Source organism: Sulfitobacter mediterraneus, from assembly GCF_016801775.1.
Lineage (GTDB): Bacteria > Pseudomonadota > Alphaproteobacteria > Rhodobacterales > Rhodobacteraceae > Sulfitobacter > Sulfitobacter mediterraneus_A.
On record NZ_CP069004.1, the window covers coordinates 3,501,827 to 3,516,474 of the forward strand.

Annotated in this window: 13 protein-coding genes; 2 read left to right on the forward strand and 11 right to left on the reverse strand. The window is 58.3% G+C overall.

All coding sequences use genetic code 11. The features are described 5' to 3' along the window. Positions 1-261 precede the first annotated feature (261 nt). Positions 262-1,302: a hypothetical protein gene (locus JNX03_RS17270; RefSeq protein ID WP_203210229.1), complete on the reverse strand. Its 1,041-nt coding sequence runs from the start codon at positions 1,300-1,302 to the stop codon at positions 262-264. A gap of 334 nt (positions 1,303-1,636) precedes the next feature. Here JNX03_RS17270 and JNX03_RS20625 point away from each other — a divergent pair, with 334 nt between their 5' ends. Next, positions 1,637-3,307, forward strand: coding sequence for a hypothetical protein (locus tag JNX03_RS20625; protein ID WP_231024382.1), 1,671 nt, complete (start codon positions 1,637-1,639; stop codon positions 3,305-3,307). A gap of 79 nt (positions 3,308-3,386) precedes the next feature. Here the strand turns inward: JNX03_RS20625 and JNX03_RS17280 are convergent, their stop codons facing one another. The 10 genes from JNX03_RS17280 to JNX03_RS17325 all read right to left on the reverse strand — a co-directional run bounded on the left by JNX03_RS17280 (position 3,387) and on the right by JNX03_RS17325 (position 13,435). Then, the gene (locus JNX03_RS17280; protein WP_203210230.1) at positions 3,387-3,626 is read right to left on the reverse strand and encodes a hypothetical protein; all 240 of its coding nucleotides are present in this window, start codon (positions 3,624-3,626) and stop codon (positions 3,387-3,389) included. A 211-nt stretch (positions 3,627-3,837) separates the two neighbouring features. Continuing rightward, positions 3,838-4,950, reverse strand: a complete 1,113-nt coding sequence (locus tag JNX03_RS17285) for a Gfo/Idh/MocA family protein (protein ID WP_203210231.1) — start codon at positions 4,948-4,950, stop codon at positions 3,838-3,840. Beyond that, positions 4,947-6,023, reverse strand: coding sequence for a Gfo/Idh/MocA family protein (locus JNX03_RS17290; protein ID WP_203210232.1), 1,077 nt, complete (start codon positions 6,021-6,023; stop codon positions 4,947-4,949). The genes JNX03_RS17285 and JNX03_RS17290 overlap by 4 nt, the downstream gene beginning before the upstream one ends. Before the next feature lie 12 nt (positions 6,024-6,035). Then, on the reverse strand, positions 6,036-7,043 hold the full coding sequence (locus JNX03_RS17295) for an ABC transporter permease (protein ID WP_203210233.1): 1,008 nt from the start codon (positions 7,041-7,043) through the stop codon (positions 6,036-6,038). Further along, complete coding sequence (locus JNX03_RS17300; protein ID WP_203210234.1) at positions 7,040-7,978, reverse strand: ABC transporter permease; 939 nt, start codon at positions 7,976-7,978, stop codon at positions 7,040-7,042. The genes JNX03_RS17295 and JNX03_RS17300 overlap by 4 nt, the downstream gene beginning before the upstream one ends. Further along, positions 7,975-9,459: a sugar ABC transporter ATP-binding protein gene (locus tag JNX03_RS17305; protein ID WP_203210235.1), complete on the reverse strand. Its 1,485-nt coding sequence runs from the start codon at positions 9,457-9,459 to the stop codon at positions 7,975-7,977. The genes JNX03_RS17300 and JNX03_RS17305 overlap by 4 nt, the downstream gene beginning before the upstream one ends. A 71-nt stretch (positions 9,460-9,530) precedes the next feature. Next, the gene (locus JNX03_RS17310) at positions 9,531-10,559 is read right to left on the reverse strand and encodes an ABC transporter substrate-binding protein (protein ID WP_203210236.1); all 1,029 of its coding nucleotides are present in this window, start codon (positions 10,557-10,559) and stop codon (positions 9,531-9,533) included. Positions 10,560-10,615: 56 nt separating this feature from the next. Beyond that, a complete protein-coding gene (locus tag JNX03_RS17315) occupies positions 10,616-11,530 on the reverse strand; it encodes a sugar phosphate isomerase/epimerase family protein (protein WP_203210237.1) in 915 nt (304 codons plus the stop codon). A gap of 10 nt (positions 11,531-11,540) precedes the next feature. Continuing rightward, positions 11,541-12,695 (reverse strand): Gfo/Idh/MocA family protein, encoded by a 1,155-nt coding sequence (locus tag JNX03_RS17320; RefSeq protein WP_203210238.1) that lies wholly within the window; start codon positions 12,693-12,695, stop codon positions 11,541-11,543. Between the two features lie 11 nt (positions 12,696-12,706). Beyond that, a complete protein-coding gene (locus tag JNX03_RS17325) occupies positions 12,707-13,435 on the reverse strand; it encodes an SDR family NAD(P)-dependent oxidoreductase (RefSeq protein WP_203210239.1) in 729 nt (242 codons plus the stop codon). A 187-nt stretch (positions 13,436-13,622) separates the two neighbouring features. On the opposite strand from JNX03_RS17325, the gene JNX03_RS17330 reads away from it, so the two are divergent. After that, positions 13,623-14,648, forward strand: coding sequence for a LacI family DNA-binding transcriptional regulator (locus JNX03_RS17330; RefSeq protein WP_203210240.1), 1,026 nt, complete (start codon positions 13,623-13,625; stop codon positions 14,646-14,648).

Sequence of the window (14,648 nt, forward strand, 5' to 3'; positions counted from 1 at the left end):
TGCCTTACCTTGATGTGATCTGATGCAATTTGATGTAGCTACTGCAAAAGTCAAATCAGGATCAAGCTGGATCGTTCTCGCCCCGTGCGGAGTATGGGATGGCCTCCGCAAGATCACAGGCGCACAACTTGGGCGCCCAGGGCTTTAGATAACATTTGTTGGCAAGACCGAGCGGATTGTCCCGCGATCAACGCGAGTCAAGGTACGCTGCACCTGTCGCTGACATGCTTTGGCAGGGAGACACCACGCCAGGCTGTTGGACTAAGCCCGGCGCAGGTTACGCTGATCTTGCTGATTGCTGATCTGGATAAAGCCATGCAAAGCAGCCAGAAAATTGCGCGACAAAGGCGCGGTCAACGGCGATTGTGCCGAGAAATACGCCCCGACCCTGCAAATCTGCGCGGCAAACTCAGGATGCACGCCTGCGTCATCGTATTTGCGAATTTTTTCCTTGCTGAGCCAGCCGCGCTTGCGGCTTTCTTTGCTGATCAGTTTGAGGCGCTGGACCGAGTGAAACGTCAAATAGACCGATAGGTAATCAAGGTAATCATCCATTTCATAACCGCATTCGGGGTCAAAAGTATCGATCACGATATCGACCATGTCTTGCGGCCGAATGGGCCAAGCCTCGTCACCAATCAACCATGCAATATCTTCGGCACCATGCCGCAGACCGGCATATTCAAAATCAAACCAGCGCAGTTTGTCCGTGCTGTCGATGGCTGCATTGCCAGAACGGCAGTCCCATTTCACAAACTGGGTGCCGGCAACCGCAACCCGTTCATAGGCCGCTTCGCGATCAAATTTGTCCGAAATGCCGCCGCCAAGATCACGCAGGAAATCGATGGCATCGACGAAGTTCAGGATCCAGTCTTCGTTGTTGCCCAGATGCGGCATCATTTCATTCAACTGCGTTTTCCGGGCGGCTGATTGAATGCGAAAGATTGCTGACACCGCTTCATGTGCAAGATCCAGCCGCACATCGGGTGCAACCTCGGCAATCTCGACATTCAACCGCCGGTCCCCCACATCGGATTGGAACATGATCTCGCCGACGACGCCCAGGCATTGAGGCAGGTCATCACAATGCGCGTTGAGTTCATTCAGAACATGCGCCTCAAGGTGGGTTCGCCGGAAGTTTGGGCGCAAGGTTGCGATGACCGATTGTCCGGCCACGGACAACCGAAAACTTGACCGCCCTTCACCGCCGGGCGCGGTGATCTTTTTCACTGGCGCGCCAAAATGCGCCTCAGCACATTCAGTGATCTTATCCTGTGTGCTTTGCTCGTTGCTCTTGCTCATCAGACTGTCCCAATAGTGGTTTCCCTTTGAGATAAATCAGCACAAGAGGGCATCACTGTGGCAGAGCCGTGGCAAAACGTAGCTAACCGGACCTTACGTCAAGGTGATTCCCTCTTGACCGGGAATTGATTGTATCCAGTTCCTGCGCAAATCCCTTGGAGGCGATAATTACTGTTTCTGAAAAAAACCCAAAATTGGGCAAATATGGCCGAAATGTGCAAATTATTTGCTGAAAAGTAAGCGTTTCTCGTAACTTCGCTCATTGATTGGCCAAGGCTGGACGTGCCCGCATTTCCCTTCTTGGCCGCCGACAACAGAATTGGAGCAAGACGCTATGGGTTACAGATTTCGCAATTGGAAGTCGTCACAGGATAGAGACTCTGATGGCAGCGGTGCCAGCGGAACGAAATCCTATCACAATGGTGGTGTAGAAGGATCACGGTTCTCCAAGTGGTATGACCAGCACCTTGCAGCCAAGTTTGCGGATGACGACGGAGAAGCCAATGGCTCCGGCTCTGGCGGCACGAGAGGCTCCGGTTCTGGCGGCACGAAGGGCTCCGGCTCTGGCGGTACGAAAGGCTCCGGCTCTGGCGGTACGAAAGGCTCCGGCTCTGGCGGCACGAGAGGCTCCGGTTCTGGCGGCACGAAGGGCTCCGGTTCTGGCGGCACGAAGGGCTCCGGTTCTGGCGGCACGAAAGGCTCCGGCTCTGGCGGTACGAAGGGCTCCGGCTCTGGCGGCACGAAGGGCTCCGGTTCTGGCGGTACGAAAGGCTCCGGCTCTGGCGGTACGAAGGGCTCTGGCTCTGGCGGTACGAAGGGCTCCGGCTCTGGCGGCACGAAGGGCTCCGGTTCTGGCGGTACGAAAGGTTCCGGCTCTGGCGGCACGAAGGGCTCCGGTTCTGGCGGTACGAAAGGTTCCGGCTCTGGCGGCACGAAGGGCTCTGGCTCTGGCGGCACAAAGGGTTCCGGTTCTGGCGGCACGAAGGGCTCCGGTTCTGGCGGTACGAAAGGTTCCGGCTCTGGCGGCACGAAGGGCTCTGGCTCTGGCGGCACGCGGGGTTCCGGCTCTGGCGGTACGAAAGGCTCCGGCTCCGGCGGTACGAGAGGTTCCGGCTCTGGCGGTACGAAAGGTTCCGGCTCTGGCGGTACGAAAGGTTCCGGCTCTGGCGGTACGAAAGGTTCCGGCTCTGGCGGCACGAAAGGTTCCGGCTCTGGCGGCACGCGGGGTTCCGGCTCTGGCGGTACGAGAGGTTCCGGCTCTGGCGGTACGAAAGGTTCCGGCTCTGGCGGTACGAAAGGTTCCGGCTCTGGCGGCACGAAGGGCTCCGGCTCTGGTGGTACGCGAGGCTCCGGCTCTGGTGGTACCGCTGGCGGCGGTGGACCTGTCGATCCACCTGCAAACGACAAATCGGTTTTGAACTTCGTGATGGGCGATCCGGCTGAGATCAATATCTCCGTCACTGAAACCCCCCATGGTCAGTTGCACTTCAACTTGAGCCAAACCGATTTCGCAGATCAGCCTTCGGATATCGACGGGATCTTCTTTGATCTGAGCGATGACAGTAAATTGAGCTCGCTCAACTTCTACCCTGAAGAAAACAGTCATAACGTCACGGATATCCAAGCCGATGCAAACGGTGTCTCTGCCTTGCCAAATGGCGCCGGGGTCGGTCAAAACTTTGATGTTGGGCTGCAATTCGGCACGGAGCCTGACAGCTCAGAGGGCAGTGTTAATCACGCCAGCTTTACCCTGTGGTCAGACGACGGACCGGTGACGGTTGACGATATTGACCTGAACGGAATGCGGGTGATCGTCGACAGCGACGGAACCGGCGGTGAAGTTCTTGGTGTCTCGGGCAGTGATCATCCTGACTTTATGGATGGCGACGGTGAGGCCGACAGCGATATCGTTCTCGAAGATGTCATGTCCTTGATGAGCGGGGCAGGCACCGAAGAAGACACGGATGCTACTTCGGGTGATGAAATGGAAGAATTCATCATCTGATCCAAGATCAGTAGCGTCCAAGGAGCGGCACCTTTCGAGGTGCCGCTTTTTTCATGTGTTGCGGCAGGTCCAATCCGTTTCAGGCGCAGTCAGCTTGGTAGGCGTTGTTGGTCCTGAAATCATGATGCCGCCGCGACGCGCATACCAAACCTGCCCGCCCCAACTGGGCGAGCTCAAAGAATTGTTCGACCAGAACAATGACCAGAGCTGCCTTGCTGCGCAGCGGACGGAGACACTCCAGAGACTTCACCCCTGCTGGGTGATGGTGGTCTGGCTGCAGGCAGCGGGAGAGCGCACCGTTTTGTAAACGCAGCTTCATTTGCAACGCTCTATTCTATATGTGTATTCGCCGGTCTGGCCCTGGTTGTTAGCTGGCAGGCGTGGAAAGGGTACAAAGCGTTAGCCGGATCTGACTTCGAGGGAGACCTTGATCCTCGATGTGGGCGATCGGTCTGCCTTTGGCTTGGCCTCTGAACATTCGGTGCCGCGACACTATGAGAACGCCGCGGCGCGAGCGCAGTGGCAAACACCTAGGGCAGGCTGCGCACGTCGCCAATCCGAACCTCCTGCCCAGTTTTCCGTGAGGCGATTGCGGCGAAGGTCAGCGCCAGTGAGGTCAGGTTTTCGCGTGCCGAATTGACCGGAGCGCGACCCTCTTCGATGGCACAAAGCAAAGCGCCCATCGCGCCTTGAAACCCGTCATTGAACCATGTGCCTTGTAGTTTGGGATGGGCGATACCCTCGCCTGTGGTCAGGGTCACAGACTGGCTGCCAAGGTCGGGACCATTGGCCACGATACTGCCCTCGGTTCCACCGATGTAAGTGGTGTCGCGGGGGCCATGCGGCGTGCCGCCATCAAAAACAAGGCTGGCTTGACCGCCGTCCATTTTGATCAACGCCTGCGCGAGCAGTTGCGTGGTGTTGGCCTGACCGCGGGCATGGGCGGCTGAGGCGGTCACACTCTCGGCGCGATCCCCAACGATGGAGGACAGGAAATCGAACCAATGGATGCCAAAATCGTAAAGGATCAGGTCTTCGATCTTGTCAAACGGTGTGCCGGCGGTCCAGCCGTGGTTCCAATGCAGGGAGGCGTGCACGGATATGACATCGCCAACCACACCGTCCCGGCAGGCGTTGCGCATCCACGCCATATGCGGCGACCAGCGGCCGTTTTGGTTTACCGCCAATTGCACGCCTTGGTCTTCCGCGAGCTTGACCAGCGCCTCGCCGGTATCAAGATCGGACACAAACGGCTTTTGGCTGAGGACATGTTTGCCTGCCTTCAAGGCCGCTTCGATTACCGGGGCGCGGACCTCGGTCGGCAAGGTGATGTCGAGAACGTCGATGTCATCTCGTTCCAGAAGGGACTGCACATCGTCAAAGATCTGCGCATCTGGGCAAAACTCGGCGGCTTTTGCCTCGGCCTTGTCGCGGCTGCGGTTCCACAGGCCTGCAACTTCCCAACCTGCATTGCGATAGGCATCAAGGTGGCTGTTCGAAATGCCACCTGTGCCGATCATCCCGATCTTTGGGCGATAAGTTTTGGGCGCGGGCGGCAGGTAATTCACCTCCGGCGCGGCGATTTCGGGCAGGGCGCCGGATTTCAGTGCATAGGTATCGCTATCGGCAGAATCGTCACTCATGGCAGCAAGCTCAATGTCCGTTTTTCTGTGGCCGATTGCATGGCCGTATCGACGATGCGCTGCGCAGTCAGGCACAGATCAGGGGCCAGCGGGCCGTCGATGGCGTCGCCCCGATTGAGGCGGCTGACGGCGTATTCGATGACATTGGTCTCGCCTGCGGGCAGCGGATCGGCAGCAATCTCATGTCGTTCGGGGCGGTCCCGCGTTTGCACGGTGACGTGGCTGGCATAATCGGGCGAGGATATGGTCCCATCGGAGCCAACAAACACAAAGCCGCAGGTCGGTTGCGGCTGGATCGCCCATGGGTCGGTAAATGTGCCCCAACGGGTTTCCATCTTGGACAGACCTCGGGCGTAACGGCACACGGCGATGGCGTGTTGATCCACCTCGATCCCGGCGGCTTCATCCACGGTGCAGGTTACTTCCAATGGCGCTTCACCGTCCATGTACCAGGTGCCTAGCGTTGCGCCGTATCCCATGTAATCCAACAAAGCGCCGCCACCGGACGCCTTCTTGTACCACCAGGAGTCCGGCTTCTGGCGTTCGACCTCTTCGGGGCTAACCTCGACCTTGTCGGCCAGATGATAAAGCGGGCCGCGATTGCCGTCATAAAAATGCACCTCGCGCAGCTCGCCAATGAGCCCCTCGTCAATCAGACGCTTGGCGGTCACGTGACTTTCGACCCAGCGCAGGGGCCAGTTGATCAGCATTTGTTTGCCGGTGCCTTGCATCGCCGAAATCATCCGCCGGGCATCATCTGCCGAGGCCGCAAAGGGCTTTTCTACAAGAACATGACATCCATGCGGCGCCAACCGCTCGGTCATCTCGGCGTGTTGGGCGGTGGCCACACAAAGCAATGCCATGTCATAAGGGCCGGCTGCCATGCAGGCGTCGAAATCGGTAAAGACGCGATCTTCAGGCAGATCAAACGCATCAATCGCCGTCTGCATCTTGGCGCGGTCGGGATCGTAGATTCCTGCGATCTCCGCTTCGGGGTGCGCATGCACCATCCGCAAAAGATCGCCCATGTGCATGTGATCAAAGCTAATTCCAACGACGCGAAATTTGGTCATGTGGCTTTTCTCCTATCGACTGCCCGTGATGCGCACATAGATGGCAGTCACGGTAAGAATAATGAGCCCGAACAACATCGTGCGGGCGCCTTCGGGCATTTGCATCAGGGTCAGCATCGTATCGAGAACCCGGATGATCAACGCGCCGACAATCGCTCCGGCAAAGCTGCCACGCCCGCCAAAGATCGAGGTTCCGCCAATCACCGCCGCAGCCACGGATGGCAGCAACAACGGCGTGGCGAGGCTCAGCGAGGTTTGGCGGATCATGCCAAGATAAAGCAAGCCGGCCAGTGCGGCGATCAGACCTGAAAGGGCATAGAGTGCAATATAGACCTGCCATGACCGCACCCCGGACAGCTTGGCCGCGTTCTCGTTAGAGCCAAGCGCAAAAAGCAAACGGCCAAATCCGGTAAAGCGCATGAGCCAAAAGATAAAGAGCGCGAAGGGCACGAACAAAAACAAGCCATTCGGCATAGACAGCGTGCGACCCGTGCCAAGCCATGACAGAGCGGCGGGGATGTCAGATCCGGCATTGATCACAAGGCGCTGATAGACCTGCATACAGCCGGTCGCGATCAGGCCGGTACCCAGCGTCATGATCAGCGGATGCACCCGCACGATGCCTACGCCGATACCATTAACCACACCAACCACAAGTCCCATCGACATCGCAACCAGCACGGCGGGGACCGGCCCCCAAATGGACGATAGGGTTGCACAGACAAAGGCAGCCACGGTCGCGACAATACCTGCCGACAGGTCAATGCCGGCGGTCAGCATGGTCAAGACCTGACAGGCCGCCAGCATCGCAAGCGGGATTGCGAACTTGATCAGGTTGCCGACCCAGAAGGTCGAGATCAGGCCATCCCGGCCCGCGCGAAACGGCGTCACGATGCCGGGGCGGATCACCTCGAGAACCGCGATCATCAAGACCAGAAAGGCCAAAAGCGGAATGACCGGATTGTCGCGCAGAAAGCGGCCGAAGCGGATCATCGATGAATCGGTCGTTGCCATGTTCATTTTCTGGCTCCCCGCAAAGTTGCGGCTGTGCCCAACATCACAACACCCACCATGATGGTGCCTTCGATGATGGTTGTGACATTTGGGTCAACAGCCAAAAGTGTCAGGATCGTCCGCACGATCCGCAAGATAAAGACCGCGATGATCGGACCAAGCAATCCGCCGCGACCTCCGCCCAGAACCACACCGCCCAGAACCACGGCCGCGACCGATGCCATCAGATATGGCCCCGGCACCGGCTCCCCGATCCCGGTGAGCGAGGCGAGGCTGAGCCCACCAAAGGCGCAGAAGATCCCGCAGACGCCATAGGCCATGATCTTGGTGCGTCCAACCGCCACGCCAGAGCGGAACGCGGCCAGATCGTCCGAGCCGGTGGCGTAGATCGAGATGCCCAGTTTCGAGCGGCGCAGCGGGATCCAGACCACCGCCACGCATGCGGCAATGATCGCCAGCGCGTTGGGCACAAAGGGGATCACGCTGCCGCGAATACTTTGCTTGAGCCATTCGGTTGTTGCGCCACCTGGCGATTCCAAGATGAGCAGGGCAACACCTTCCCAGACAAAGAGCATTGCCAATGTCACGACGATGTCAGGCACGCGCGTCAGTACGATCAGCCCGCCGTTGATCAGACCCATGACAAACCCCAAGGCCAATACGATCAGGATGGCAGGCACGCCGGCCATCCTTTCCATCAATACGGCCGCTGTGACCGCGCAGACCGCCATCATGGAGGCAACCGAAAGGTCGATGCCGCCAACGATGACGACCACCGCCATGCCAGCGGTGGCAAAGGCAAAGGGCAGGGCGGCGCGGGCCACGCTTTCGAGGCCAGACATGCCAAAAGAGGGTTGGATGACCTTGGTCAGAACCAACAGCACGATGAGCAGGGCGAAAAGGCCAGCAACCCATGCATTTTTCTTGATAATATCGGTCACGCCGCGCCCTCTTGTGCCGTTAGTCCATAGGCCGCCCTCAGCAGCGTCTGCTCGTCCGCATTCTCTGCGTCGATGATATCAACAACGCGGCCGTTAAAAATCACCACAGCGCGGTCGCAGGCCAAGGGGATCTCTTCCAGTTCCGAGGTGTAGAACAGAACCGATGAACCTTGTTCGGCCAATTCGCGTACCAGCGGGTAGATCTGGCGCTTGGTGCGCACATCGATCCCGCGGGTTGGGTCAAACAACAAAAGCGTCTCAACGCCGGTTGCCAGCCAACGCCCGATAGTGACCTTTTGCTGGTTGCCGCCGGACAGACGCTGCACTTCGCCCTGCGCCCTTGTATCGATCTGCAAGCGGTCGATGGCATGGGCCACCCGCTCGCGTTCGTGGCGCATGTTGAGCCACCCCCAAGACGACATCCGTGCCGAAAACGGCAGCGCGATATTCTCGCGCACCGACCGCTGCGCAAGCAACGCATCAGCCCGGTCGCCGGGCACAAATTTGACCCCCGCTGCAATCGCATCTGCCGGATGACGAAAGGCCGTGGTGGTGCCGTTCACTTCGATGCTGCCCGCCGTGGGCGGCATAAAACCGGCCATACATTCAAACAATTCGTCCTGTCCCTGACCCTCCAAGGCGACAACACCCAGGACTTCGCCGGGATACATGTCAAAGGAGATATCACTGACCTTCGGGGCAATCGCCACGCCCTTGACACGGACCCGCGGTGTGTCACCGATGGTGCCGCGCGTTTTGTCCACTTCACGTGCTGCGAGGTCGAGCCGTTGACCCAGCATCAATTCAACGGCGCGGTCCTCCACGCCCGGTTCAATGACCAGATCGCCAACGGTTCGCCCGTCGCGCAACACCGTGGCGCGGTCGCATAATTCGGAAATTTCGTTAAAGCGGTGCGAGACATAGATGACGCCCATGCCCTTGTCCGCCTGTTGCCGCGTCACTTTCAGCACACGCTCAACCAGATCCGATGGCAATGCGGCAGTCATTTCATCCAGCAACAGCACATCCGGCTCGCTTGCCAGTGCGCGGGCCAGATCGAGAATGCGCAAAGTGGCCAGTGGCAGATCGCCCACCATGTCTGACAGGGCCAGCCCCTCGATGCCCAATTCCTTGACCCAACGCTCAAACGGGGCGACGGGTGTATCGGTCAGCCGCAGATTGTCGGCAACGTCCAGATCGGGGATCAACGAGGGTTCTTGATATACCGGCACAAGGCCGGAACGACGGGCTTCGGCCGGGCTTCCAACTCGGGCTTGCTTGCCGCGAATGAGCACCTTGCCGCTGTCCGGGTTCAGCGCCCCGGTTATAATTTTCACAAATGTCGATTTGCCTGCGCCGTTGGCACCCATCAGCGCGACAATCTCGCCCTCCGAGACACTGAGGCTGGCATCAACGAGCGCTTTGACAGCGCCAAAGCTTTTGGCGATGCCGCTGGCATCTAGGATCTGATTTGCGTTCATGGGAATGCGTGTTCTTTTCTCGAATGGGTGCCCCCGCCCGACAGGTCGGGCGGGGGCGTTCCGGGTGTTGATCAGCTGTCGCCTGGGCCTTTACAGGCGATGATCTGATCCATCGTGTAATCGGTCCAGCCCGGCACAGTGACGGACACGGGCCATTCAGGATCGAGGTTCGGGTTCTGCGCCGCGGTGATCGTGGCACGGCCCTCGTCAGAGGCATTTTCCCAAAGAACCGGATCAACCAGCACGGTTTTCTCGCTTGGCGCTTTGCCATTGAGAATGTCGACTGCAAGCGCAACGCCCGCACCGCCAACCGAGCCGGGGTTGGTCACGGCAGCGCCGGTAAGTCCGTCCACTTCGCTCAGGTATTGAACAAAGCCCGCGTTGTCAGCACCGACGATCGGCACCAACGGTGCACCGGATTCAACAAAGGCATCCACGATCACGTTGTCGATGCCAGAGGTCCAGACGCCGTCAAACGGAATGCCCGTTGCCAGATAGTCAAACATCTGTTGCTTGCCCTGGTCCTGCTGCCAGCCGGTGAACACTTCATGGACAACGTTGATACCTGGGTATTCTGCCAAGGCCCGCTTGAAACCATTGTCACGGTCACTGTCTGCCGAGACACCGGCAATGCCGCGCATATAGACGATGTCGCCCTTGCCGCCGACCTGCTCAAACAGCCACTTGGCGCCGAGATAAGCATATTCTTCCTGGTTGTTGGACAGGATGTAGGCACCTTCCGCCGACACACCCGCGTCAACCGCGACCACAACGATGCCTTTTTCCATCGCCATTTCCAGCGCAGAGTTCAATGCGTCGGGGTTGGATGGGTTGAGAACAATCGCGTCTACGCCCGCCTCAATCAGGTTGTTGAGATCTTCCAACTGACCTGCGGAATCAGTGTTGCGGTGTGCCACGATCAGATTGGACACATCCTCTTCGACCAGTGCCTGCGCACGCATGGCGCAGATCATCTGCTCGCGCCAACCATTGCCCTGCACAGTATTGGATATGCCGATGGTATAATCCGCCGCGAATGCCGCCGGGGCCATGGTGGCCGCGATCGCAAGAGCCGCCGCGCTTGTGAGTAGTTTCTTCATGTTATTTCCTCCCAAATGAAGATTTCGTGTGGTGATTGCTGGGCTTTGACGCCCAATTACTTGATGAACGGTTGCAGCACGTCGCGCGCCAATAGAAAGCCGCGCTTGACCTTTTCGTCCGTGCCTTCGAACAGCCTGTCTTCATGCTCGATAATGACCGGGCCGTCATAGCCAGCCCGGTAAAGGCCGGAAAAGAAATCCGACCAATTGACATCCCCCAGCCCGCAAAGGCGTGGCACTTGCCAGCCCATGCCTGCTGACATGATACCGTTTTCGTAAAGACCATCGTGATCAATCATCAGGTCTTTGGCGTGCACATGACCGATCTGGGGGCCAAACTCTTTGATGAATCTGGTCTGGTCGATGAACTGCCAGATCAGATGCGAAGGGTCGAAATTCATCCCCACATCGGTGCCCCATTCCTCAAAAATGCGGCGCCAGATCTTGGGCGAATAGGCAATGTTATGCCCGCCGGGCCATTCGTCATAGGAAAAGATCATTGGACAATTCTCAAAGCAAAGCTTGACGCCCGCATCTTTGGCATGCGCCACAACGGGGCCAAAGATCTCTTGCGCGCGGGCCCAGTTTTCATCGACGTTCAACGTCCGATCCCCGCCCACAAACGTATTGACCACCGGCACCCCCATGACACCAGCCGCGGTAATGACCTTCTTCAGGTGGGCAATCACATCCTCACGGTGCGCCGCCTCCGCGTGCAGCGGGTTGGGATAGAACCCAAGGCCGGAAACCTCGATGCCCTTGGCCTCCAGCCCGTCCTTGATGTCCTTGCCCTGCGCTGCACTGAGCCCATCCACATTGATATGACAGGTCCCCGCATAGCGCCGCTTGTCACCGCTTGATTTTGGCCAACAGGCGATTTCCATCGCCGAGAACCCGTTGGTGCTTGCCCAATCGGCAACCTCCATCAGGCCCTGGTCTTCAAATGGCACACTCAGAATCCCAAGTTTCATCTCGTTCCCCTCAAATCTCGTCCAGATTGACCCAACGCGCCTCTTGCGCGGATTTCAGGACGGCGTCGCAGAATTTCATCTCGTAATGACCGTCGTCAAATGTGGCCCAAGTGCTGTGGTCCCCGCGTTCACCTGCTGCAACATCTGCGTAAACCGCGCCAAAAAAGGCAAAGAAGCTGTCTGCAAATCCTTCGACGTGACCGGGCGGCAGGGATGCCGCACGGGTGCCGGTTTCGTTCATCAATGTGAAGTCGCGCATAAGCGTTTGGTTCGGGGCATCGCGATGCCCGATGAACAGATGATCGGGCGTTTCACTGTCCCAAGAGGCACTTGCCGCGCTGCCGGCGATGTCCCACTGCAGCGAATTTTTGCGGCCAATGTTGATCTGTGATGTGGTCATCACACCCTTGGCGCCGTTCTCATATCGGATCATGATCGCTGCCGCGTCATCGGTGTCGATCGTAACGGGTTCTGTTTTGCCTTCCGCGCTTGAGAAGGTTTCAACCGGCCCTGTTGGTCGCTGCCGCTCGGGCAGGAATGTGCTGAGGTCGGCAAACACCGATTTGGCTTTGAGCCCCATGATAAAGCTGGTCAAATCCACCCAATGCGTTCCGATATCTCCCACCGAACGCAGGGCGCCGCCCACTTCGGACTGCAAACGCCAGTTCCAATCTGTCGCCTTTGCCAGCCAGTCCTGATGATAGTGCCCGGTGACAAAGCGCAGGTCACCCAGTTCTCCGGCTTTCACCATGCCCTGTGCCTGTTGGTTGAGGGGATAAAACCTGATGTTGTAGCACACCGCGCAAATCTTGCCGGAGGCCTTGGCCAGCGCGGCCATTTCCGCCGACTGGGCGCTTGTCATTGCCAATGGTTTTTCGCAAACGACATGTTTTCCCGCGGCAATAATCGCCTTCACTTGCGGGTAATGCGCATGATTGGGCGATGTGACATGCACCACATCAACAGCATCATCGGCCAACAGATCGTCAAGCGAGGCATAGGCATGCCCGACACCGATCTCAGCCGCACGCGCAGCACCACGTTCTGGCGATGATCCCAGAACACCCGCAATGCGCACACCAAGACGGCGCAGCGCCTGCACATGCACGGTGCCAATGAATCCGGTCCCGATGACCGCCGCATTGATTTGCGAAACATCAGACAAGGTGTTTCTCCTCAGACAACAGAATATCCTCCATCCACGGGGACACAGACCCCGGTCATGAATTTCGAGGCGTCCGATCCCAGAAACAGCGCGAGACCGGCGATGTCATCCGGCTGGCCCCAGCGGCCAAGCGGCGTGCGGGCCTCGACGGCATCGGTGAACGCCTGATCTTGTCTGGCGCGGGCAGATTGTTCCGTCACGATGAAACCGGGGGCAATGGCATTGACGCGGACGCCATCCGAAGCCCAGGCAATTGCCAGCGACTTGGTCATCTGCTCGACCCCGGCCTTGGATGCGCCATATGCCGGGTTCCGGGGGGAGCCGAAGCGGGCATACATTGACGCGATATTGATGACGCGGCCCTGACGTTTTGCAAGCGCTCCATGCAACGCCTTGGCGCAGCGCATGGAGCCAACGAGATTGACGTTCAACACATGTTGAAAGAACTCTGCGTCCATTTCTTCGCCGCGTTTTGTGATGGCGGCGCAATTGACCAGAACATCCACTTCATCCCGGCTTTTGGCAAAGCTGTCTACGGCGTCCGTGTCGGTCACATCCAGCTGCGTATAGCCGAAGCGCGCCGCATCTTCGGGCAAGCATTCGGGTTCGGCGCCGGTGATTTCCACGTCACCACCCGCATCCTGAAACGCGCGCGCAATCGCGGCCCCGATGCCGCCACGGCTGGCGCCGATCACGATGATGCGGGCGCCGGAGAAATCAAATTCCGCCGCTGCGCTCATAGCAACATAGTCGTTGTTTTGCCGGATTTGGCCGGTTTCATGACATCCCCCTATGACGCACAAAATGCGTTCTGAAATCGATTTCATTTCGGACAATTAAGTCTTTTCAGATCATGAAATCGATTACATAATCGGCAAGACAAGAGATTCGTGTCAACAGAAAAATTATAGATGGCGACCGGCGCAGATGATTCAGAAACCCGCGACAATTCAGGATGTGGCCCGTGCGGCGGGTGTGTCGGCTGCGACGGTTAGCCGGGTTTTGACCAACCCCAGTCTGGTCAGTGACGCCACCCGCGAAACCGTTCTTGATGCGATCAAGAGCACGGAATACAGGGTCAATCAGGCAGCGCGAAATCTACGGCTGCAGCGGGCAAACGCGGTCCTTGTCTTGGTGCCCAACCTGGGAAAGCCGTTTTATTCGGGCATTCTTGCAGGCATCAGCGAAGAGTTTTCCGGCACAGACTACGCGGTATTGATCGCCGATACAGATAGCGATCCGAATGTAGATACGGCACTGGCGGGGTACTTTCTGGATGGCCGTGTTGACGGCGCGATATCGTTGGACGGCGGTTTGGGTGCGTCGGCCTTGCGCGAATGTGTCGATCTGGGTGTCGAAGATCGGATCGTCTTTTTGTGCGAATGGGTCGAGGGCCAGAAATTCCCTGTGATCTCCAGTGACAATGCCGAAGGGGCACGGCTTGCCATTCGGCACCTTCATGATCTTGGGCATCGCAAGATCGCTCATATCACCGGGCCGGACGGCAATGTGCTGACCACGGCACGGCGTGAGGGAATGGTGTCCGAACGGGCGCGCCTTGGATTGCCTGCGAAGCCGGAATGGATCATCAGGGGCGATTTTTCACTGGAGTCTGGTCATGAGGCTGCGACGCGTATTCTCGGCATGGAGGACCGGCCCACCGCGGTTTTTTGTTCCGCGGACATGGTGGCGTTTGGCTTGATGGCAGGGTTGAAGAGCGGCGGATTGCGCGTGCCGGAAGACATTTCCGTTGTCGGCTTCGACGACATTGAAATGTCAGAATACTACATTCCGGCGCTGACCACGATCCGGCAAGATCGCCACCGGTTGGGGTGCCGCGCCGCAAGGGTGCTTTTGGACCGGTTGAGAGACAAAAACCTTGAGCGTACACCCGAAGTGCCGATCCCGGTTGAGTTGATTGTCCGCGAAAGCACTGCGCCGCTACGGACCTGA